This window comes from Nocardia sp. NPDC058114 (genome assembly GCF_042884695.1).
Lineage (GTDB): Bacteria > Actinomycetota > Actinomycetes > Mycobacteriales > Mycobacteriaceae > Nocardia.
The window spans coordinates 1-23,192 of record NZ_JBHVTK010000015.1; the positions used below are offsets into that span (position 1 = coordinate 1).

General features: G+C 68.3%; 16 protein-coding genes. 11 read left to right on the forward strand and 5 right to left on the reverse strand.

Annotated features, from left to right (window positions below; all coding sequences use genetic code 11):
* The 6 genes from ACFVVI_RS32970 to ACFVVI_RS32995 all read left to right on the forward strand — a co-directional run.
* A partial coding sequence (locus ACFVVI_RS32970) for a hypothetical protein (RefSeq protein ID WP_387448525.1) occupies positions 1 to 249 on the forward strand: 249 nt, incomplete at its 5' end.
* Between the two features lie 202 nt (positions 250 to 451).
* Positions 452 to 1,030, forward strand: coding sequence for a hypothetical protein (locus tag ACFVVI_RS32975; protein ID WP_387448528.1), 579 nt, complete (start codon positions 452 to 454; stop codon positions 1,028 to 1,030).
* A 170-nt stretch (positions 1,031 to 1,200) separates the two neighbouring features.
* Positions 1,201 to 1,482, forward strand: a complete 282-nt coding sequence (locus ACFVVI_RS32980) for a hypothetical protein (RefSeq protein WP_387448531.1) — start codon at positions 1,201 to 1,203, stop codon at positions 1,480 to 1,482.
* A gap of 136 nt (positions 1,483 to 1,618) precedes the next feature.
* Complete coding sequence (locus tag ACFVVI_RS32985; RefSeq protein ID WP_387448534.1) at positions 1,619 to 2,260, forward strand: class I SAM-dependent methyltransferase; 642 nt, start codon at positions 1,619 to 1,621, stop codon at positions 2,258 to 2,260.
* Positions 2,261 to 2,294: 34 nt separating this feature from the next.
* Complete coding sequence (locus ACFVVI_RS32990; RefSeq protein ID WP_387448537.1) at positions 2,295 to 2,963, forward strand: DNA alkylation repair protein; 669 nt, start codon at positions 2,295 to 2,297, stop codon at positions 2,961 to 2,963.
* An 89-nt stretch (positions 2,964 to 3,052) separates the two neighbouring features.
* Positions 3,053 to 4,723, forward strand: a complete 1,671-nt coding sequence (locus ACFVVI_RS32995) for a DUF885 domain-containing protein (RefSeq protein WP_387448540.1) — start codon at positions 3,053 to 3,055, stop codon at positions 4,721 to 4,723.
* Positions 4,724 to 4,730: 7 nt separating this feature from the next.
* On the opposite strand, the gene ACFVVI_RS33000 is transcribed toward ACFVVI_RS32995, so the two are convergent.
* Entirely contained in the window at positions 4,731 to 5,642 is a 912-nt protein-coding gene (locus ACFVVI_RS33000; protein WP_387448543.1) for a hypothetical protein, read from the reverse strand.
* Between the two features lie 154 nt (positions 5,643 to 5,796).
* Here ACFVVI_RS33000 and ACFVVI_RS33005 point away from each other — a divergent pair, with 154 nt between their 5' ends.
* The 3 genes from ACFVVI_RS33005 to ACFVVI_RS33015 all read left to right on the forward strand — a co-directional run bounded on the left by ACFVVI_RS33005 (position 5,797) and on the right by ACFVVI_RS33015 (position 8,833).
* Positions 5,797 to 6,075: a hypothetical protein gene (locus ACFVVI_RS33005; RefSeq protein ID WP_387448546.1), complete on the forward strand. Its 279-nt coding sequence runs from the start codon at positions 5,797 to 5,799 to the stop codon at positions 6,073 to 6,075.
* A gap of 92 nt (positions 6,076 to 6,167) precedes the next feature.
* Entirely contained in the window at positions 6,168 to 7,433 is a 1,266-nt protein-coding gene (locus ACFVVI_RS33010; protein ID WP_378995014.1) for a YhgE/Pip domain-containing protein, read from the forward strand.
* A 149-nt stretch (positions 7,434 to 7,582) separates the two neighbouring features.
* Positions 7,583 to 8,833 (forward strand): PucR family transcriptional regulator, encoded by a 1,251-nt coding sequence (locus ACFVVI_RS33015; protein WP_378995016.1) that lies wholly within the window; start codon positions 7,583 to 7,585, stop codon positions 8,831 to 8,833.
* 25 nt (positions 8,834 to 8,858) lie between these two features.
* Here the strand turns inward: ACFVVI_RS33015 and ACFVVI_RS33020 are convergent, their stop codons facing one another.
* The 4 genes from ACFVVI_RS33020 to ACFVVI_RS33035 are packed head-to-tail and all read right to left on the reverse strand — an operon-like array spanning position 8,859 to position 20,838.
* On the reverse strand, positions 8,859 to 10,157 hold the full coding sequence (locus ACFVVI_RS33020) for a protoporphyrinogen/coproporphyrinogen oxidase (protein WP_387448551.1): 1,299 nt from the start codon (positions 10,155 to 10,157) through the stop codon (positions 8,859 to 8,861).
* Positions 10,154 to 11,143: an AfsA-related hotdog domain-containing protein gene (locus ACFVVI_RS33025; RefSeq protein WP_378995021.1), complete on the reverse strand. Its 990-nt coding sequence runs from the start codon at positions 11,141 to 11,143 to the stop codon at positions 10,154 to 10,156. The genes ACFVVI_RS33020 and ACFVVI_RS33025 overlap by 4 nt, the downstream gene beginning before the upstream one ends.
* Complete coding sequence (locus ACFVVI_RS33030; RefSeq protein WP_387448554.1) at positions 11,140 to 14,337, reverse strand: type I polyketide synthase; 3,198 nt, start codon at positions 14,335 to 14,337, stop codon at positions 11,140 to 11,142. The genes ACFVVI_RS33025 and ACFVVI_RS33030 overlap by 4 nt, the downstream gene beginning before the upstream one ends.
* Before the next feature lie 24 nt (positions 14,338 to 14,361).
* The gene (locus ACFVVI_RS33035; RefSeq protein ID WP_387448557.1) at positions 14,362 to 20,838 is read right to left on the reverse strand and encodes a type I polyketide synthase; all 6,477 of its coding nucleotides are present in this window, start codon (positions 20,836 to 20,838) and stop codon (positions 14,362 to 14,364) included.
* A gap of 236 nt (positions 20,839 to 21,074) precedes the next feature.
* Here ACFVVI_RS33035 and ACFVVI_RS33040 point away from each other — a divergent pair, with 236 nt between their 5' ends.
* Both ACFVVI_RS33040 and ACFVVI_RS33045 read left to right on the forward strand, forming a co-directional pair.
* The gene (locus tag ACFVVI_RS33040; RefSeq protein ID WP_387448560.1) at positions 21,075 to 21,971 is read left to right on the forward strand and encodes an oxidoreductase; all 897 of its coding nucleotides are present in this window, start codon (positions 21,075 to 21,077) and stop codon (positions 21,969 to 21,971) included.
* A 25-nt stretch (positions 21,972 to 21,996) separates the two neighbouring features.
* Positions 21,997 to 23,169, forward strand: a complete 1,173-nt coding sequence (locus ACFVVI_RS33045) for a lipase family protein (protein WP_387448711.1) — start codon at positions 21,997 to 21,999, stop codon at positions 23,167 to 23,169.
* Positions 23,170 to 23,192: the final 23 nt, after the last annotated feature.

Here is a 23,192-nt window from a genome sequence, read left to right on the forward strand (position 1 = left end):
GATCGGGTCGATGAGGCGTTGTCGACGAATCCGACGAAGATCGCGACGGGTTGCCCGTTCTGCCGGGTGATGCTCAACGATGGGGTGACCGCGCGTCAGGAGCAGGGTCAGGGCGAGGGTGTCGAGGTTGTCGATGTCTCGCAGTTGATGCTGGACTCGATCACCCGTATCGATTCCGCGGCACTGTCGGCGAACCTGGTCGTCGTCCAGGAGCCCGAAGACGAGCCGGGACCGTCGACCGTCCCGTAGGACCGGAATATTTCCGGTAACCGTACCGATATCTACGGTGTGGCAATGTAATTCATCATTTATGTCGAAGTGATGATGTTTTTCCGGTATCACCGCTGGTGGGTTCCACGGAATCGCCGTCGATGCGAAAATGTCCTCGGACCGAGATCCGGTCCGGCAGAGGATGTTCCGCCGGATCTGGCGGGCAGACTGGAGGGGCAGGATGCATTTCTCGTCTCGAACAACTTCGGGCGCACAACGACTCGGCGTGATCGCCGCTCTCGCGGCAGGTGCTGTCGGCCTCGCGGCCACCACCACCGCGCAGGCCGCACCATCAGCCGCGGCTCCGATCGTGCAGGGTGTCGACAGCGGCGTGGCGTTCACCGCGAGTCCGCTGGCCGATGGCTCCGGGCTCACGGTGTCCGCCCCGGACGGCACGTTCCGGGTCGTCGGCGGTGCGGTCACGCTCACGAACAGGGAGGGCAACGTGGTCGCGGCCGTGCCGACCCGCATCATCACCGGAGCAGGCGATTTCGACCTGGTCGCGGGGATCTCCGCCGACGGCAGGTCAGCGACGCTGACCCCCACCGCCGCACCGGCTGTCGTCACCGCCAACATGGCCGAATTCGTCGACGCGGCCGGTGACACCGAGGCCCGCAAGCAGCACAACGCGGGCATCGGCGCGCTCATCGGCGCCGGCATCGGCGCTGTGCTCGGCTTCTTCCTCGGCGGAGTCGGCGCGCTGGTGACCATCCCGATCGGTGCGGGCATCGGCGCCCTCATCGGCTACTCGACGCCGTAACGGGTCCCGAGTGGTGGCCGGCCTCGCGCGGTCACCACTCGGACCGTCGCCGGGTCGCCACCACAGGGTGGGCACCGGAGGACACACGAGTGTTCAACGAAACTGTCTGTGGGACAAGATAAGTTGAGCAGCGAAGCCGTAAGACCGCGCGGCGCTCAGGAGGCTCCGCTGTGTCCGACCCCGCACGCTATCCGACCGCTCATCAGGGCCGGACATTTCACCAACTCCCCGTGCGGCCGCAGCAGTCGTCGGGTGGGTGGATCGTGGCGGCGGTACTCGTGATCGTGGGCGGCCCCGGCATCACCCTAGCCGTCGGCCAAGACCTCGGCTCCGCCCTCGCAGGCCCGATCCTTCTCGGTATCGCCATTCTGATCGTCACCCTCATCCGCCGCAGCCGCGCCCAGCGACCACCGGCAAGCGGATTCAGGCCCGCGATGCCTCCATCGATCTAGACGATGCTCCCGCGCAGGGCAGATGCCTTCGCGGCAGTTCGCAGCCGGCCGCTCGTCCGATCAGCCGGCTCGGACTTCTCACCATCGCGGCTAAGGTCGGCAAGGTTGGCATAGCGGCCGAATCGAGGGAGCGATCATGAACGCGTCGAACGAGCGCACACCCAGTGGCTGGGAGGACATCGTCGCCGCGGATCCGGCGCATTCGAGCCGGTATGTGGAGCGGTTCCGGACGCTTGCCACGCAGGGGACCGACATCGTGGGTGAGGCGCGGTTGGTCGACGCGATGCTCGGACGTGGCAGCCGGGTGCTCGACGCGGGGTGCGGGCCGGGGCGGACCGGTGGATACCTGCACGATGTGGGGCACACGGTGGTGGGCGTCGATGTCGACCCGGTACTAATCGACGCGGCACGCGCGGACCATCCCGGTCCGACATGGCTGGTCGGCGACCTCGCCGAGCTGGACCTGCCCGTCGCCGACTTCGACGCCATCGTGTGCGCGGGCAATGTGATGACGTTCCTGGCCCCGTCCACCCGGTCGGCGGTGCTGGCGGGATTCGCCGGGCATCTCGCGCCGGGCGGGCGGGCGATCATCGGATTCGGTGCGGACCGCGGCTACGAGTTCGCCGAGTTCCTGACCGACGCCGGATCCGCCGGGCTCACCGTCGACCTGCTGCTGTCGACCTGGGATCTTCGGCCCTTCACCGACGACTCCGACTTCCTGGTCGCGGTGTTGTCCCGAGCACCCGGCCCTGGCACCTCGACACGGTCCGACGCATGATGGTCTCCGAGGAGCACTAGACCAGGAGGCGCAGGTGCCGGAAACGACGGTGGACGAGGTGCTGGCCGAACTGGCCGCCCTCGACAACCCGAAGATGCGCGCGGTGAACGAGAAGCACGGCGACGATCACGGCGTCAACCTCACCGAGCTGCGGGCGCTCGCCAAACGCCTGAAGACACAACCGGCGCTTGCCCGGCAACTCTGGGACACCGACGACACCGCGGCGAAACTCCTCGCCCTGCTGATCTGCCGACCGAAGATGTTCGAGCGTGACGAACTGGACGCCATGATCCGCCAGGCGCGCACACCCAAGGTCCACGACTGGCTCGTCAACTATGTCGTGAAGAAGAACCCGCACGCCGAGGAACTGCGTGTCGCCTGGTTCGACGACCCGGACCCCGTGGTCGCGAGCGCGGGCTGGGCACTGACCACCGAACGAGTCGCGAAGAAGCCCGACGGCCTCGACCTCACCGGTCTGCTCGACCTCGTCGAAGCGCAGCTGAAAACCGCACCCGATCGCCTGCAGTGGGCGATGAACCACTGCCTCGCCCAGATCGGTATCGACCACCCCGGCCATCGCGCCCGCGCCCTCGACATCGGCGAACGCCTCCAGGTCTTGAAGGACTACCCCACTCCCCCTGGCTGCACCTCCCCGTTCGCACCCACCTGGATCACCGAGATCGTGCGTCGGCAGAGCGCCTAGCGGTTCCGGTGCGGCGCGCTCACACCGCGGTGGCCGTGCTCGCGATCGTAGGTTGCCCGCGGGCGGCCGATGGCCGTTAGCGTGTCCGCATGGGTGTGGATGAGATCTGTGATCGGTTCGTCGAGGACTACGCGGCCGCTGATCCGGTCACGGCGACCATGTTCGGCATCGCGGGACACGACGATCGCCTGACCGACTATTCGCCTGCCGGGCACGATATTCGGAAGCGGATAGCGCGAAATGCGTTGCACGCCATGCTCGCCGCACAACCTACTGATGACGGCGAACGCGTAGCGAAAGCCGTGTTCACCGAGCGAGTGGGGCTCGACGTGGAGATCCACGACGCCGGGCTCCCCCTCGCCGCGCTGAATGTGATCGAAAGTCCGGTACAGCACATTCGGATGGTGTTCGACGTGATGGCCGCCGAGACTGCCGAGGACTGGGCGGTGATCGCCGAGCGTCTCGCGGGGGTGCCCGAGGCGCTGGCAGGTCTGCGGGCTTCGCTGCTGGTCGCGGCCGAGCGCGGGCAGGTCAGTGCGCTGCGCCAGATCATCAAGGTCGCCGAGCAGGCGGACACCTGGGCGGGTTCCGGCGCGAACACCGGGTTCTTCACCACTTTTGTCGCCGCCGCGGAAGGTGTCGAGGGTGCACCGCTGGCGCGGCTGCGACAGGGCGCGCACGCGGCCGAGCAGGCCTATGCCGCTCTCGCCGAGTTCCTGCGCGCCGACCTCATGGCGAGCGCGCCCGCCAAGGATGCCGTCGGCGAGCAGACCTACCGGCTCTGGTCACGCTATTTCACCGGCGCGAACCTCGACCTGCGGGAAGCCTACGACTGGGGCTGGGCGGAATTCGCCCGGCTCGAGGCCGAGATGATCGCCGTTGCCGCCCGGATCGCGCCGGGTGCCTCCCTCGCCGAGACCGCGACAGCGCTCGACGCAGACCCGAAATACCGGGTGCGCGGGCGGGCCGGACTCCGGGCGTGGCTACAGAAGATGTCCGACGAAGCCCTGACATCGTTGCGCGAGAAGCACTTCGAGATCCCCGACGAGCTCATGCGATTGGAATGCACCATCGCGCCGCCGGGCGGAGTCGTCGGTGCGTATTACATCGGCCCGACCGCCGATTTCAACCGACCCGGACGCATGACCTGGTCGGTGGAGCCGGACAAAGAGGATTTCACGACCTGGCGCGAGGTCAGCACGGTCTATCACGAGGGTGTGCCGGGCCATCATCTCCAGATCGCGACCGCGGTGTACGAGGCGGATTCGCTGAACACCTACCAGCGGTTGATGTCGTTCACTTCCGGGCACGGCGAGGGGTGGGCGCTCTATGCCGAACGCCTCATGCAGGAACTCGGCTACCTCGACGACGACGGCCACCTGTTCGGGATGCTCTCCCAGCAGCTGTTCCGCGCCGCCCGGGTGGTCGTGGACATCGGGATGCACCTCGAGTGGGAGATTCCGGCCGGCGCCGACTTCCACGAGGGCGAGCGGTGGACTCCCGATCTCGGCCTGGAGTTCCTGCTGACGCGGACCCTCGAAGACGAGACCACCGCTCGCGACGAGATCGACCGCTACCTGGGCTGGCCCGGACAGGCGCCCGCCTACAAGATCGGTGAACGCCTCTGGCTGGCGGCTCGCGAGGAAGCCCGGGCGCGCGCTGGAGCGTCGTTCGACATGCGGCGATTCCACACCCGCGCGTTGCGATTGGGCGGTATGGGACTGGACACGATGCGGGCACAACTCGCCGCCATGGAGTGAGCGGACTTCAGAACAGGCTGGTCTGCGCGGGTTCCGGCGTCGCCGTGATCGCGGAGTCGAGTTCGATGCGGCGACCGACCAGGCGGGTGTCGTTGACCAACACGAGTTCGCTCGCGCCCGCGGTGTCGCGGCAGGCGATGGTGTGGCCGTGCGCGGTGACCGCGTCGAGGACGTATTCGCCTGGCTCCCCGGCGATTTCGGTGGCGACCGGGAATCGGCCGTACGCCTGGATCGTGGCGTAGAAGTCCCGCCCACCCGACCAGGCGATGTCGGTGCGCGTGATATCGGCGGGCAGCGTGCCCGCGGCGTGCTCGGCCGCGTCGGCGACCGCGGATTCCAGCACCGCCCAGGGACGCAGCGGTTTCGTGAGGATGCGGGTCTTGGTGACCCCGGCGACCGCCTGCCCGATCCCGGCTCGCTCGGTCACCGTCCGTTCCAGATCTCGAACGTGCAGCCCGTCCGGGGAATCGGTGATGAACCGGGCGACCAGCGCACCCTGTTCGAAGAGACGGCGATTGCGCCGCGACGCCGAGGCCGTACCGACCTTGGTCATCCCGTCCCCGAAATACGCGATGTAGAGATGGTGCGGCTGCGACATATAAGCCCGGACCTGTTCGGGCAATGCCGTGAGCGGGCCCCGGTGGCTGTGCACCACCGACCACCCCTCGGTGACCCGGCACTGCTCGCACTGGCGCCCGGTCTCGACCCGTGCGCGACGAGGACACGCAACTTTCCCGCGACGTCCCGCACCGAACCCGTTGTAGCCCAAGCAGAATCGTCCCGAATCGGTGATCCGGAACGCCAGCCGCGTGCCGATTCCGGGCAGCAGCTCGGTGCTCCCGTCGTCGCCGAGCAGCTCGTAGAACCATCGACCCTGCTCGTCCCAGCGAGTGCCGCAGTACAGGGCGGTGGAGGTCATCGGTCGAACCTACACCGGCCGGTCGGTGCGGATCACAAGTCGGCAGCCGAAAGATATCTGAACCACCAGTAACCCCCGCACGATTTCCCACACCGCGAATCGGTCACCTACGTTGAGCGCACAGCAGGGGTGCGAAACCGGTAAGGGGAAAACAATGGACGATCTCGAGCTGCTACTCGACACGGCATTCACTGTGACACCGACCGTCCACATGGATTGCCTGACGCAACAGCTGATGGTCGCCGTCGAATCCTGTTCGCGCAACGGAATCCCCTTTCCCCGAATATGGGAAGAGGTCGAAGACGCACTCGACATGGTCCCGGCGGGCATCCCCTCCGAGTGGCGTTCAGAACTGAGGCTCTACCTCAGCGATCACGTGATTTCGGCATTCATGAATGTACCGTCCGACGCGAAACCGTTACCCGGCGTGTGAGCTTTTTCGGACCGGCGCCAACGCTCGATCACCGGCGTTGGACAGATTCCAACGCACCGCCGCGCGGCCTCGGCCGCTGTTAGCGTGCGGCGGTGCGTATCTGGCTGTTCCCGACGATCGTCCTGACCTTGCTCAGTGCGCTGATGGCCACGATGTATCTCGGCTACATCGTGGACCCCGAGAAGAATCTGCACGACTTCCCGATCGCGCTGGTCGACCAGGATGTGGGCGATACGCTCGGTTCACCGCCGCAGTGGCGCGATATCGGCAACGAGATCACCACAGCATTGCGCGACGGTGTCCCCGCGGACAAGATCGACCTGCGCGTACTGGGAATTGCCCAGGCCGAAAGACAGCTACGCAGCGGCGAACTCTACGGCGCGATCATCATCGCGGGCGACTTCACCAAACGACTCGGCAATCTCGGCATGGGAAGCGTGATTCCCGGCGAGATCGAACGTCCCACGATCACCGTGCGGACCAATCCACGCACCGGCGCGTTCGCCTCGGCGATCGTACAGCGATTCAGCGACCGGGCGTTGACCGAGGTGAACACGCGGATCGGTGAGCAACTACTCGATACCGTGACCGGGTCACTCGGTCCTGACTACGCACTGCCGGGTGCGACCGCAGTGACACTGCGCAACCCGGTCGAGGTGATCCACACCGAGTTCCATCCACTGCCCGACGGCAGCGGGGCTGGGCTCGGCGCGTTCTTCTACGCTCTCGTACTCCTGCTCGCGGGCACGCTCGGCGCGATGATCGTCCACACGATGGTCGACGGCGCACTGGGATTCGTGCCGACCGAGTACGGGCCGTGGTCACCGCACGTGCGACCCGCGCGGATCTCCCGATGGCGCACACTGCTGCTCAAATGGGGCGTGCTCATCGTCGCGGCGCACCTCGTGGCAGCGGTACTGCTCGTCGTCGCGCGCGTGCTGGAAATGCCGATCGCGCAGCCCCTTCCGCTGTTTCTCTACAGCGCGTTCGCGATGATCGCCGTCGGTGTCACCGGCCTGTCGGTGCTCGCCGCGCTCGGCTCGGCGGGGCTACTGGTGAACTTGATCGTGTTCGTCATTCTCGGGCTGCCGTCCTCGGCCGGTTCGGTGCCGATCGAGGCCACCCCTCGCTACTTCGGCGTGCTGGCCTCGTTCGAACCGCTGCATCAGGTGTACACGGCGGTCCGCGCGATCCTGTACTTCGACGCCGATCTGGGGTCCGGGCTCGCGAGGGGTTTCTGGATGACCGCGCTGGGCCTGGCGGTCGGACTGGTACTCGGCGCGGCGAGCACGTCGGTCTATGACCGCGTCGGCCTGCACCGCAACCGTGCAGCGAACGGTGACCCCACGCGCTTGTGAGTCCGCACAACCCCGGCTGTGAGGCCGTCGTGATCCCACCAGGCCATTCCATGGGACCGGCGACTACGACCTCCGATGTGGCTATGTTGCGATTCACACAAGTCCCACGACCAGCCCCATTCGCTGTCTGCCACACCGGAGTGCACTCGATGAATTCTCAAGCCATGGACCGGATACCCAATCCGCTCACCATCGCGGGCGGCCGGGCCGCGTCGAGTTTTCTGGGAAACGCCGACGAGCTGGTTTCGCAGCTGGTCTCCTATTTCGCCGAGAACGTGATGCCCTGCCAAGCACTGCCGAGCGAGGCGATGCGCGGTGACGTCACCGAGTTCACCCGCCGCTGCCTGGCGCTGGCGATGGAGATGCTGGACAAGCGCACCACGCCGTCCGAGCAGCAACTGGTGGCGCTGCGCGCGGCATCCGCCCAGCACGCGCGGGAAGGCGTGCCCGTCGGCACCTTGTTGCGCGCCTACGCGGAGGGGTTCCGGATCGGCTTCGAGCTCGTCGTCGGGCAGGTGACCGCAGCCGACCTCGCCGAGGTCGTCGCGGGTACCCGCCTGCTGCTGCGCACGCTCGAGGTCATCAACGCGACGGTGACGAGCGCCTATCTCGACGAACAGCGCCAGGTCGCCAAGGAACACCAGACCGGTGCGCAGACGATGGTGTCGGCGCTGCTGAGCGGCCACGGCGTCGGCGCGCTCACCCGGCAGACCGGGATCAGAGTCGCCGATTCCTATCAGGTGGTGGCGCTGATGATTCCGGAGCTGGCCGAGGAGCACGACCCGCGCGTGGACGCGCAGGTGGTGGCGCGCCGCAAACTGCGGCGGGTGCAAGCGGCGCTGGCCGATGCCTTCGCCTCACGATCACTGGCCCTGCTGAGCACCAACGGTGGCACCCTGCTGATCCCGAGCGATGAACCCGAGCTGGTGCGCATGACCGGCGATGTCCTCGCCACGATCAGCGCGACCTCGGGAGTCGAGCTCACCGCGACCCTGGTACCCGCCCCGACCGAGCAGATCCCGCAGGCCACCGAGGAGGCACACGAGCTGCTCGAGCTGGTGCGTGGCATCGCCAAACCCGCTGGACTGTACGAGCTCTCGGATGTGGCGATCGAATATCAGCTCACCCGCCCCGGTCCGGCGCGCGAGCATCTGGCCGGTGTCATCGCCCCACTCGCCACCCATCCCGAGCTGCTGGAAACGCTGCGGACCTATATGGCCACGGGCCTCAATCGCAAAGCCACCGGCCGGCGGCTGCATGTGCACCCCAACACCATCGACTACCGGCTGCGTCGAGTGAGCGGGCTGACCGACCTCGACCTGACCACCGCGGAGGGCATTCTGCGGGCCCGTATCGCACTGCTCGCCGACGATATGGTGCACACCCGGGGCGCCGCGTGATCTCGCGTGGCGCCCCGGACCTGGCTCACGCGATCAATGCCCGGGCCGCGGCGATGCCGGATCGGTAGCAGGCCTCCAACTGGGCGCCCAGCAGGTAGTCACCCGCAAGCTGGAGTCCCGCAACGGATTCGGTCTGTTCGCGCACCACTGTGCGGAAACCGGCGTGATCGGGGAGGTAGGCGCAATGCGCCGCGGCCCAGCTGCGCGTTTCGGTCCGCACCCGCTCGATCGCCGGGCCGCCGAGATGACCGCGCACCTTCGCCTCGGCGTCGTCGATCCACGTCGCCAAGAGCTGCGCATCCGGACTCGGCCGGGCATCGCGCCCGCTGAAGGTGTAGCGGACGATATCGAGATCGTTCACCCCGTAGACCCCCGCGGCACTGCACGGCCCCGAGTCGAACGCGATCGAGCGAACGGTGCTGCCGAAGAAGGGCCGCTCGTACTGCACCACCGCGACCGTGGACGGGTAGTAGGCCACCTCGCTCAATGCCTTGCTCAGCGCGGGAACCACGGGTTCCAGCAGGCCGGCCGCGGCGTGCGCCGGGGTTGCCAGGACAACACCGTCGTAGGCGGAAAAGGTAGTGGCACCACCGTTTTCCACGGTATCGAGCCCGATCACCCGGCCGTCGCGCACCACGAGGCGATCCACGCGGGTGCCGAGCCGGACCGGCACCTGTCCGGCGAACCAGTCCAGGACCGGCTGCATGCCGTCGACGAGCTGGTCGTAGCGATCCTGCACCATGCCGAGGCTCACCCCGAACGCGCCGAGGTACACCTCGTCCGGCTCGGCGGCGTTGAGCCGAACTGTCAACGGTCGCAACACAGTACGTCCGAACTCGGCGCCGAAATGCGCGCCGAGCGCGACGCTGTCGTTGGCGGTGCCCGCGCGCCCGAACCAGTCCGACCCCAGGTAGCGATTGCGTTCGTCGAATCGAACGCGCGCACCGTAGTAGAGCATGCGCGCCGCGTCGATCGGCGAACCCATCCGCAGCAGATGGCGAAGGAATCCGGCGATGCCGGGGTTGTCGAGTGTCACCAGTTCGCCGTTGATGATCTGCGAGCTGTTGATCCCGAAGGGCTCGTACGCCCGTCCCCCGGACGCGGCGACGAACCCACGCAGCTCGTGGTAACGGCGGCCGATGTTCTTGCCGCCCATCATGATCGGCCGACCGCCGAGGGAATCGAAGCCGCAGCGGCCGCCGAGCACCGCGTCCTGCTCGAGCAGTTCGACGGTGTGGCCTGCCCGGTGCAGCGCGAACGCGGCGCCGATGCCGGACAAGCCGCCGCCGATGACCGCGTACCGTTTCGCCGATGCTGTCGTCATGATCCGAGCTCCTGTCGTTGCGTGGACACGGGATAGTGCGCCAACTCGACGTGGGCGAGGGCGATGCGGTTGCCGTACTGGTGCAGCGCCACCTCGACCGTGATCTCGTCCAGGTCGAGATCGCCGACGGCGGCGGTGGTGCAGGTGATGGGGGCGTCCAGTTCGGCGAAGTCGGTGAACTGGGCTTCGAGGTCGATCACCGCGGCGACCGGTGAGCCGAGCAGTCCCGCCGAGGTCGCGGACAGCACCGCTGCCTGCCGGAACGCCTCGAGCAGCAACGGGCCGGGGACATGGTCGTATTGATGGTCGAAGAAGCTCGGATGGCCGCGGTCCACCACCACGACGAGGTCCTGCGCCGTGGTGCGGGCCAGCACGACATTGCGTGGGTCGCGCCTGCCGACGAGTTCGGGTGGCAATCGCCGCACCGAGTCGGGACCGACCGCGGCGAGGGTGGAGCGCTTGCCCTGCTGGAGTTCGCGGAACTCGTCGTAAGCGTCACGGGGAAAGGTGATTCCGCTGCCGCGCAGCGTCATGGCCAGCGCCCCGTGGACGGACAGCGTGGCGTCGAAGGATACGTCGTGGTAGTACCCGCGCCCGGTGCCCGCCGCGCCGGGACGCAGGCGCACCACCCCCTCGAGCGGGTCCCGTTCACTGTCGCGGAACAGGCTCAGGTCTTCCACCGCGAACGCCATCCGCTGCAGGCTGGCCGGCGCGTCGGCGGGCACACCGAGGTGTCGCTGACCGACGACGAGCAGTGCCTGGCGGACGGCCTCGACGGCGGAGAACGGATCGTGGTAGGCGACGAGCCGATCGAACCACAGCGAGTGCGCCCGCGGCACCTGCACGGCGGCGAGGTATTCCGAGCTGCCGACGACGGCGGTGTCGGCGACGTAGACCTCGGCGAGTCCGCGCCGGTGAGCCAGCGCGGCGGGCACCAATTGTTCGAACCCGAGGGTGCCGCGTACCGGCGACAGTCCCCCGCTCATGCGAGCACCGCCTCGTGGGTCGGCGCGTCGCTCCAGATCCTGGTGGCGAGTACGGCACCCAGTGCCCGTGGCGTCGGGTGGGTGAACAGATCCTCCAGCGAGAGCTGGGTGCCCGCGGCGGCATTGATCCTTCCGCGCAGTTCGAGAGCGGACAGCGAGGTGAGCCCGATCGCGAGAACGGTGGCGTCGAGGTCGATCTCGTCCGCGGTGAGGTCGATGAGGATCTCGCGGATCTGATCGACCACCAGGCCAACCGCGACATCGCGGCGCCGGTCCTCGGGAACGGTCAGCAGGTCCGAACGCGTGGACGCTGCCTCCCCTGCCGGTGCGTCGTGCCGACCGGCGATCCGGTCACCGGCGAGTTCGGCGCCGGCTACGCCGATCATGCTTTCGAGGACGGCGCTGTCGGTGTCGACCCAGTAGCGGCGATGCTGGAACGCATAGGTCGGCAGATCCACGGCTCTGGCGGTGTCGCCGGAACACAGTGCCGACCAACCGACTTCGGCACCGGCCACCCAGGCTCCCGCCATGGCTTTGATCGCCGAACCGGCTTCGTCGGTGCCGGGTCGCAGCACCGGAACGGCTGTGCTGCCGGTATCGGCGAGTGTCTCGTAGACCAGGCCGGACAGGGTGTCTCCCGCGCCGAGTTCGAGATAGGTGACGACGCCGGATTCGTGCAGCCGCAGCACACTCTCGTGGAAACGCACCGGCTCGCGGGCCTGACGTACCCAGTAGTCGATCGAAGTGAGCTGTCCCGGTGTGGATTCCGTGCCGGTCACGGTGGAGAGGAAAGGGATGCGCGGTTCCTGGAGGCGAACGGTCGCGACGACCGAGCGGAATTCGTCGACGATCGCATCCACGTGCGGCGAGTGGAAGCCCCGGTCTACGCCCAGCCTGGCTACTCGTCGGCCGCGTTCGCGCCAGTGCCGGGCGAGCTCACCCACCGCGGCGACATCGCCGGCGATCACGGTGGCGTTCGGCCCGTTGGCCGCGGCGACCGATACCTCGGCCTCGCGACCGGCGATGGAGGCCGCGACCTCGGCCATGGATGCCCGTACGGACACCATCGCTCCCGGGTCCATCCGCTGCATCAGCCGACCACGCGCGGCGACCACAGCCATGGCGTCGTCCAGGGACAGCACACCCGCGACGTGCGCGGCGCAGAGTTCACCGATCGAGTGACCGACAACGAAATCCGGTACCACTCCCCAGGATTCGAGCAGCCGGAACAGAGCCACCTGCAGGGCGAACACGGCGGGCTGGGTGTAGTCGGTTCGCACGAGCAACTCACCCGTCCCGAACATCTCGGTACGCAACGGATGCTCGAGATAGGCGTCGAAACCCACGCAGATCGTGTCGAGCGCCTCGGCGAACACCGGGTACGTGTCAGAGAGCCCGCGGCCGATGCCCGCGAGTTGCCCACCCTGGCCGGGGAACATCATCGCCAGTCTGCCGCCGGTGCCACGGCGTGACAGGACTGCCGAGGGGGCGGTGCGTTCCTCGGCGATGGCCGTGAGTCCGTCCAGGAACTCGCCGCGGGTGTTCGCCACGACGACGGCGCGATGGTCGAATCTCGTTCTCGTGGTTGCCAAGGAGTGCGCGATGTCGGCGAGATCGTCCGGGGAATTCGCGACTGCCGTGCGTAGGCGGGCCGCCTGGTCACACAGTGCGGCGGCGGTGCGTGCCGAGAGCAGCCACGGAGTCGGCGAGGGCGTGGGCCTCGCCTGCGCCGGGGCGACAGTCTGCGGGGAGGCGACCGTGGGCGACACAGCGTGGCGGGTGTCGGCCGAAATCACCGCGGGAGCTTCGGATTCCGGTGCTTGCTCGATGATCAGGTGGGCGTTGGTGCCGCTGATGCCGAAGGACGACACCGCGGCCCGGCGTGGGTGTTCGGTGGTCGGCCATGGCTGTGGCCGCAGCGCCAGCCGGATTCGATCTCCGGTCCAGTCGGCGTGCGAGGTCGGCGCGTCCACGTGCAGCGTGGGCGGAACCATGCCGTGCCGGATCGCCTGTACCGCTTTGATCAGTCCGGCCACGCCCGCGGCCGACTGCGTGTGTCCCATATTCGATTTCACCGATCCCAGCAGCAGTGGTGGCGCACCGTCGCGCTGCCCGTAGGTGGCCAGCAGGGCCTGCGCCTCCACCGGGTCACCGAGTACGGTGCCGGTGCCGTGGCCCTCCACCATGTCGATGTCGGACGCGCGCAGACCAGCGTTGGCCAGCGCGGACCCGATCACCCGCTGCTGTGCCGGTCCGCGCGGTGCGGTGAGCCCGTTGGAGGCGCCGTCACTGTTCACCGCCGAACCGCGCAGTACCGCGAGCACTCGGTGCCCGTGTCGCTGCGCTTCCGACAGACGTTCCAGGAGAACGACACCGACGCCCTCACCCCAGGCGGTGCCGTCCGCGCCCGCGGCATAAGACTTGCATCGACCGTTCGGCGCCAGCGCACGCTGACGCGAGAACAGCGCGAACGGCATCGGGGTGGACATCACCGTCACGCCGCCGGCGAGCGCCATGCCGCATTCGCGCAGCCGGAGCGACTGCATCGCCTGATGAATCGCGACCAGCGACGAAGAGCAGGCGGTGTCGACGGTGACCGCCGGTCCTTCCAGACCCAGCAGGTACGCGACCCGACCCGCCGCCATCGAGGCATGGTTGCCGGTGAAGTAGTACGTCTCCGCCCCATCCCAGGCCTGCGTGGCGCCGAATCCGTAACCCTGATCGCTGAATCCCACGAACACACCGGTATCGGTGCCGCGCAATGTCGTCGGGTCGACGCGGGCCTGTTCGATCGATTCCCAGGCGAGCTCGAGCAGCAGGCGCTGCTGCGGGTCCATCGCCTCGGCCTCGCGCGGGCTGATCCCGAAGAATCCGGCGTCGAACTCGCCCGCACCTTCGAGAAAACCGCCCTCTCGCACATAGGATTTGGCGAACTTGTCCGGGTCGGGATCGTAGAACCCGTCCACGTCCCAGCCGCGATCCGCCGGGAACTCCGAGATCAGGTCGCGCCCCTCGATCAGCGCCTCCCACAGGTGCTCGGGCGATTCGATCCCGCCGGGGAACCGGCACGACATCCCCACGATCGCGATCGGTTCCCGTGCGCGTGCCTGCTCGTCCTCGAGCTGCTGTCTGGTCTCCTGTAACTGCCGGGTGGCGCGTTTGAGATACGTGCGAAGTTCCGCTTCGGTGGCCATCGGCCTCTCGCTTTCTGTCTCGGCTCAGACCGAACGGACCTGGTCGATGAGATCGAACAGGGCGTCGTCGTCGGCACCGTCGATGTTGTCGACCAGATCGCGCGCCGAGTCGCCGCGCAGGGTGCGCACCAGGTCGTTGATCCGCAGCAGCAGTTCCTCGACTCGCTCCGGTGGCAGCTCGACACCGGCACATCCCGCCGCCACTGCGTCGAGCTGTCCGGCGATGCGGGCGCCCGGGTCGTCCACGGGCGCGATCTCGGTGCGCAGGTAGCTCGCCAGCGCGGTGGCGTTGGGGTAGTCGAAGACGATCGTCGTGCGCAGCTTCGCGCCGGTGGCCGCCTCGAGCCGGTTGCGGAATTCCACGGCGCCCAACGAGTCGAAACCCAGGTCGGTGAACGCGGTATCGGCGGGCACCGCCTCCGCCGACGCGTGACCGAGGACGGCCGCCGCGTGCGACCGGATGACGCCGAGGATGATCCGCTCCTGTTCGGCGGGCTCCTGACCGGTGAGGCTCGACAGCAGCTTCGCCGACTCGTCGGAGCCACCGCCGGCCGCCCGGCGCGGGCCGCGCAGCAGCGACCGCAGCATCGCGGGCATCTCGTCGACATCGCCGAGCGAGCCCAGTGCCGTGAGGTCGAGGCGTGCGGGTACGGCCAGTGCTCTGCCGGTCGACAGGGCGTTGTCGAACAGGGCCATCCCGTCGTCGTCGGTGAGCGGGACCAGCCCTTCGCGGCGCATTCGCCGCAGGTCGCGTTCGGTCAGGTGCCCCGTGATGCCGGTCCCGCGCTCCCACAGCCCCCACGCCATCGCGGTGGCGGTCAGGCCACGGTGTCTGCGGTGCTGGGCCAGCGCGTCGAGGAACCCGTTGGCCGCGGCGTAGTTCGCCTGGCCCGGGTTGCCGAGCAGGCCCGCGATCGAGGAGTACATCACGAACATCGCCAGCGGGTGCCCGCCGGTCACCTCGTGCAGGTGCCAGGCGGCATCGGCCTTGGGGCGCAACACTGTGGCGATGTGTTCGGGAGTGTGCTCGCTGAACAGCGCGTCCTCGACGACGCCCGCGGTGTGGACGACGCCGGTGAGCGGATGCGCGGCGGGGATCGCCGCCACCAGTGCGGTGAGAGCGTCGCGGTCGCCGACATCGCAGGCGGCGATGCCGACCTGGGCGCCGAGCGCGGTCAGCTCGGCGGCGAGTTCGCTCGCGCCGTCCGCGTCGGGTCCGCGACGACTGGTGAGCAGCAGGTGCCGAACTCCGTGTGTGGCCACCAGATGCCGGGCGGCCAGTGCGCCGAGGCCGCCGGTGCCGCCGGTCACCAGAACGGTGCCGTCGCGGTCGAGTGGGATCGGCACGGTCAGGACGTATTTGCCGATGTGGCGTGCCTGGCTCAGCTGACGGAATGCCTCGGGCGCACGCCGCACGTCCCACCGGGTCACCGGAAGTGGTTGCAGGTCACCGAATTCGAACAGCTTGCGCAGTTCGGTCAGGATCTCGTGCAGCCGGTCCGGGCCTGCCTCCATCAGGATGAAGTTCTGGTACCGGACGCCCGGGTGGGTTGCCGCGATCTCGTCGGCGTCACGCAGATCGGTCAGGCCCATCTCGATGAACCGACCGCCGCGCGGCAACAGGTCCAGCGACGCGTCGACCTTGTCGCCCGCGAGGGAGTCGAGCACGACATCGACACCGCGTCCGCCGGTCGCTTCGAGGAACTTCGCCTTGAACTCGGTGGTTCGCGTATTGCCGATCCGTTCGTCGTCGAAGCCGTTCGCGCGCAGCACATCCCACTTGCCGGGGCTGGCCGTGACGTAGAGGTCCAACCCGAGATGGCGGGCCAACTGGACCGCGGCCATGCCGACACCGCCGGTGGCGGCGTGGATCAGCAGCGACTCCCCCGACCGCACCCGCGCCAGGTCGACCAGCGAGTAATAGGCCGTCGCGAACACGATCGGTGCGGCCGCCGCCTCGTCGAACGACCAGCCTTCCGGAATCTTGATCACCGTGCGCCGGTCGGCCACCACCGTCGCGCTGACGCCGGTGAAGATGCCCATCACCCGATCGCCCAGCGCGAAGTCCACCACATCGGGAGCGACCTCGACGATCACCCCCGCACCCTCACCACCGATGGCGGTGTTCGGGATCGGGTACATCCCGAGCACGATCAGCACATCGCGGAAGTTGACACCCGCCGCCCGCACCGCGATCCGCACCTGTCCGGGTGCGAGCGGCTCGATCTCGGCCGGCGCCAGAATCATGTTGTCGCCGTTGAGGGTTCCGCGCCCGTGGTCGACCAATCGCCAGTCGTGCGCACCGAGCAGCTCAGCCGACCCGACCGTGTCCGCACCCGCGCGCACCAGGCGCGGCGCGTGCGTCTCCCCGTGCCGGATCGCCAGTTGCGGCTCGGTGGTGAGTGCGGCACAGCTGCGCACCGCCTCGCGGTAGTCGCTGCGATCATCGAGATCGAGCAGCGCGATGCGGCCGGGGTTCTCGTTCTGCGCGGACCGCAGCAGACCCCACACCGCCGCGCCGGCCAGGTCACCGACATCCTCGGCGCCGTGGATCGCCACCGCGCCGCTGGTCACGAAAACCACCAGCGCCTCGGCGAATTCGTCGTCGGTGAGCAATCGCTGCACCACCGTCTGCACGGCGATCACCTGCTCGCGCACGGCGGCGGGAACGGATGCGGTGACATCGCTGTGCACGCGCACGACAACGAGATCGCGATCAGCGCGTGCGCAGCGCTCTACAGCTACCCTGCCGTCCACAGAGTCCAGCTCGGACCATTCGCCCGGTCCCGCAGTGGGTTCGGGCGAGGGTACGGTCACCCAGTTCATCTCGTACAGTCCGCCGTCCGAGGACGCCGGGCGCTGACCCAGCGCTTCGAGGGAGATCTCGCGCAGCGCCAGTGATCGCGCACTGGCCACCGGCCTACCTGCCGAATCGGTGAGTTCGAGACCGATGCGGTCGGTGCCGACCGGTGTGAGGCGAACCCGCAGCGACGACGCGCCGACCGCATGCAGCGAGACGCCTTCCCAGGCGAACGGGAGCCGGATCTTGCCGGATTCGGTCGGGCCGACCGTGCCGGTCGCGATCATCGCGTGCAGTGCGGCGTCGAGCAGCGCGGGGTGCAGACCGAACTCGGCGGCCTCCCCGATGGCTGATTCGGGCAGTGCCACCTCGGCAAAGACCTCGTCGCCGTGGCGCCAGATCTGGCGCAGACCTCGAAAAACAGAGCCGTAGTCGTAACCGACCGCGGCCATCGCCTCGTACGGGTCGCCGACGGCCACCGCCACCGCACCCACCGGCGGCCAGGCACCCCCGGCCGGCACCGCGATCTCGTCCGACGGTTGCACGGTGCCGGTGGCGTGTCCGGTCCACGGCAGTTCCTCCACCGACGCTGTCTGTAGGCGCGAGTACACCCCGACTGTCCGATGCCCGGATTCCCCGGCCGGTCCGACCAGCACCTGTAGTTCCACCGCGCCGGTCTCGGGAATCACGAGCGGGGCTTCGAGCACGAGTTCGCCGACGGTCGGGCACTGAACGAATTGACCTGCATGCCAAGCGAGTTCGATGAACGCGGTACCGGGGAGCAGTACCGCGCCACCGATCCGGTGTCCGGCCAGCCACGGGTGCGAGTGCAGCGACAGTCGCCCGGTCAGCAGCAGTCCACCGTCCTGAGCGAGACCGATCTTCGCACCGAGCAGCGGATGGTCGTCGGCGTCGAGCCCGGCGCCACGCACATTGCTGCCCTCGCTCACCTCGAGCCAGTACCGATCGCGCTGGAAGGCATAGGTCGGCAGGTCTACCGGGCGGGCGTCGGCGCCTTCGAAGAGCGAGCCCGGATCCAGCGCTGCTCCGTGGGAATACAGAGTGGACAGTCCTGCGACGAACGCGAGGTCGCCCGCGAGGCCCGGCCGCTGCAACGCGACGGCGGCCATCGCCGCACCGTCGTCGACGATCTCGTGCACCATCGCCGTCAGCGCGGCCCCCGGCCCCAGCTCGGCAAAGCAGTTGACCCCGCCCTGTTCACGGGCCCACCGCACCGCGTCCAGGTAGCGAACCGGCTCGCGCAGGTGGCTCACCCAGTATTCCGGCGAGCACAACTGCGCGGCCTCGGCCACCTTGCCGGTGAGCGCCGAGATCACCGGCACGGTCGGCGGGCGATAGGTCAGACCCCGGCAGACTTCACCGAATTCGGCCAGCACCACGTCCATCTGGGGCGAATGGAACGCATGGCTCACCCGCAATCGGTGGGTACGCACGCCGTCGGCCGCCAACTGCTCGGCGATGGCCGTCACGGACGCGTGCGCACCCGAAACAACCACGGACGCGGGCCCGTTCACCGCGGCGATGCTCACGTCGTCGTATCGACGCACGAGTTCGGCGACGGTCTCGGAGTCCGCGGCGACCGCGACCATCGCCCCACCCGGCGGCGCGGACTGCATGAGCCGACCACGGGCGGCGACCAGGGTGCAGGCATCCGGCAGCGACCAGACCCCGGCCACATAGGCCGCCACGATCTCACCGATCGAGTGACCGAGCACGAATGCCGGTCGCAATCCCCAGGATTCGGCCAGCCGGTACATCGCCACCTCGGTAGCGAAGAGCGCGATCTGGGCGATCTCGGTTCGGTCGAGCGAGGTCGCGTTCGCCCGATCGTCGAAAATCATCTCGCGCAGCGGCGTTTCGCGATGCTGATCGAATTCCGCACAGATCTCGTCGAAAGCGGCGCGATAGACCGGGTAACCCTCGTACAGCTCGTGCCCCATCCCGGCGCGTTGCGCGCCCTGACCGGGGAACATCGCCGCAGTGACGGCCGCGATGGCGCTGCCACGCACCACATTCGGTGCGCCCTGCCCGTCCGCGAGTGCTCGCAGCCCGGCCGTCAGCTCCTGGGCATCGTGGCCGACGATCACGGCGCGATGCTCGAACCGGGCGCGGGTGTCGAGCAGCGCGACACCGATATCGACCGGGTCGGCGCCGTGTTCTGCCTCGACCCGACCGAGCAGCGCGCCTGCCTGCGCGGCCACCGCCGCGTCGGACCGCGCGGTGAGGACCCACGCAATCACCGGCGGTGCGACGATTGCGGCCGATCGCTCGATCTCCGGCGAGGACTCGCCCCGCTCGATGACGACGTGCGCATTGGTGCCGCTGATCCCGAACGACGACACCGCGGCGCGCGGCGTCCGCCCGGTCGCGGGCCATGCCCGCGCCTCGGTGACCAACCGGACCGAGCCCGACGACCAGTCCACATGCGGCGTCGGCTCGTCGACGTTCAGTGTCGGCGGCACCACCCCGTGCCGCATCGCCATCACCATTTTGATCAGCCCACCGACCCCGGCGGCGGCTTGCGTGTGCCCCATATTCGACTTGAGCGACCCGAGCAGCAGCGCCTCCCCGCCCTCGCGCTCAGCGCCGTAGGTCGCGAGCAAGGCTTCCGCTTCGATGGGGTCACCCAGGCGGGTACCGGTGCCGTGCGCCTCGACGACGTCCACCTCGGTCGTGCTCAACCCGGCATCGGCCAGCGCGGATCGGATCACCCGCTGCTGGGACCGCCCGTTCGGGGCGGTCAGACCGTTGGACGCGCCGTCGGAATTCACCGCGGTGCCACGCACCAGGCCCAGGATCTTGTGCCCGAGGCGCCTGGCCTCGGAGACGCGCTCGAGCAGCAGCATGCCGACGCCCTCGCCCCACGCGGTGCCGTCGGCGCCCGCGGCGAACGACTTGCATCGGCCGTCGGCCGCCAGCGCACGCTGGGTGGAGAACGCGACGAACGCGGCGGGCGTCGCCATCACGGTGACACCGCCGGCCAGCGCCATCGTCGACTCGCCGGAGCGCAACGATCGCACCGCCTGATGAATCGCGACCAGCGAGGACGAGCACGCCGTGTCCACAGTGACCGACGGACCTTCCAGCCCCAGCACATACGACACCCGGCCCGAGGCGATACTCGACGCCTGACCGGTCATCAGGAACTGTTCGATCGTCGCGCGCACCCGATCGTCGATATCGCGCGACGACGGGCCCTCGGTGTCGGGCATCAAGCCGACGAAGACCCCCGTGGCGCTACCGCGAACAGTCGTCGGGTCGATGCCCGCCCGCTCGAAGGCCTCCCAGGCCGTCTCGAGCACGAGTCGCTGCTGCGCATCCATAGCCTGCGCCTCACGCGGGCTGATCCCGAAGAAGTTCGCGTCGAATCCGGTAGCGCCGTCGAGGAATCCGCCCGTGCGCACATACGACTTGCCCGGCACACCCGGCTCGGGATCGAACAGGCCCTCCACATCCCAGCCGCGATCGGCCGGCCACTGCGACACCAGACTGCGCCCCTCGACCGCCGCCTGCCACAACTCCTCCGGCGAGGTGACCCCACCCGGATAACGGCACGCCATGCCGACGATGGCGATCGGCTCGGTCGCCCGCGCTTCCACATCATCGAGGCGCGCGCGGGTGGTCTGCAGTTCCCGGATCGCCTTCTTCATGTAAGTGCGTAGTTCGTCTTCGCGAGCCATAGGGCAAACATCTCCTGCATCAGAGGTATCGACAGGGAATCGAGCAGTGCGGCGGGATCGGGTATTCGCCCGGCAATCCACTCGACAACACTGACCGGCGCCACGCTACGACAGCGGGCAACCGAATTCCTCGCGCGCCGGGCCTCTTTGGGAAACGACCAACGGTCCTCGCGTCGTCCCTGACATTTTCCAAACGCATTGCCACCCGGTGACCACGATTCGTAAGGTCATGCGCCATGGCAAGGACTCCCGATCCGATACCGGATCAGCACGGCCGACGATTCGTGATCACCGGAGCCAACGGCGGCCTCGGTGAGGTGGTAACCCGCACGTTGGCAGCCCGTGGCGCCACGGTGATCATGGCGTGCCGTGATACCGAACGGGGTCGCGCCATCGCTGATCGGCTGGCCGGCGATATCTCCGTGGCAGCCCTGGATCTTGCCGATCTGTCCGACGTACGGCGCTTCGCGCAAGAGTGCGGCGAATTCGATGTGCTGATCAACAATGCCGGATTGATGAATGTGCCGTTCGCCCGTACCGCCGACGGATTCGAAACACAATTCGGCGTCAACCATCTCGGTCACTTCGCGTTGACCGGCCTGCTGCTGGATCGGATCCAGGACCGCGTCATCTCCTTGTCGAGCATTTCCCACGGGTGGACCAAGGCACTGCCGCTCGACGATCTGCGCTTCGAACACCGCCGATACAGTCGACACGCGGCCTATCCGGAATCGAAGCTGGCCACCCTGATATTCGGCCGCGAACTACAGCGCAGGCTCAGCGAATCCGGGTCGACGCTGCGTTCCTACGCCGTGCACCCCGGCGTCGCACCGACCGGCCTCGTCGCCAAGACGCAGACGCCACTCGACTACGTCGCCGAACCGTTCATCCGCCTGGTAGGCCAATCACGGACCGCGGCAGCACAATCGATGCTCTACGCCGCCACCGCACCGGATGCGGATCCCGATATCTATTGGGGCCCGACCAAGCTGTTCAACACCCGGGGACCGGTCAGCGCCTGCCCGTCGAGCGCGCTGTCGCAGGATCGGGCTCTCTGGCAGCAGTTGTGGACGGCATCCGAACGCGCCACCGGTGTTCGCTACCCCACGTCGGCGGTGATCCGTGAGAATTAGCCTGCGCACCCTGGCTTGCGCCGTCATGGTCGGGCTTCTCACCGCCGCCGGCCCACCGGCGGCCACCGGGGCACCGCCGGTGTATCCGGCTCCCGACCCCGACCCCTTCTACGCCGCGCCCGCCGACATCGCGAGCAAGGAACCCGGGGCTGTACTGGCGGTCCGGGTCCAGGAACCACTGCCCTACTTCCCCACCGCCACAGTCACTTTGGTGAAGTTCCGGTCCAACGACTCCCAGGGCAGGCCGATCGCCGCGACCACCACGATCCTCACCCCGAAAGACCATCGCCCCGGCGCGCCGTTGCTGTCCTACCAGCACATCATCAACGGCCTCGGTACCCAGTGCGCGGTCTCGCGGGCCCTCTACGCCTACGATCCGAATCTGCTCTATCGCGCTGTGCCGCTGCTGAACACGATGCTGCTGCGCGGCTGGAGCATCGCGCTGCCCGACCATCTCGGCCCCAACGCCGCCTACGGCGCGGCCAGACTCGGCGGACAGATCACCCTCGACGGCATCCGCGCCGCGACCAGGGTCGCGGAACTGGGTCTCGCCGACAGCCCGGCGGCCATGCTCGGGTACTCCGGCGGCGGCATGGCGACCGGCTGGGCGGCCGCGCTCGCACCGCAGTACGCGCCCGAACTACGCCTGGTCGGCGCCGCGCAGGGTGGGGTGCCGATGAACATCACCACGATGGCGCGCGCCCTCGGCTTCGCCCCTCATCCCATGTTCGGTCTCGCGATGGCCGCGGCACTCGGCCTCGAACGCGAGTACCCCGACCGCCTCCCGATCAGCGGGCAGCTCAACGACACCGGCTTGGCGGTACGCGATGCCATGGCCAACGGGTGCACGGTCGAACTCATCGCCGCCGGAGCCATGCACAGCGCCTCCGACCTCGCCTCGACCGTCTCACTGATCGACGACCCCCGGGCGTGGGAAGTGGGCGACGCCAACAGCCTGGAACTGTTCGAGCCCGTGCCGGCGATCCCGATCTTCGAGTGGCACACCCCCATCGACCCACTCATCCCCGTCGACGCGGTCGATCGCACGAACCAGCGCTACTGCGAGGCCGGGACACCGGTGCACTCGGAGCTCTATCCGAGCCCCGACCACCTGGCCACCGCGGTCATGGGTTTCCCGTCTGCCGTCGCGTGGCTCGACGCCCGCTTCCGCGGCGAGCCCGCGCCGAGCAACTGCTGACCTCCCGAGAGATAAGGATCCAC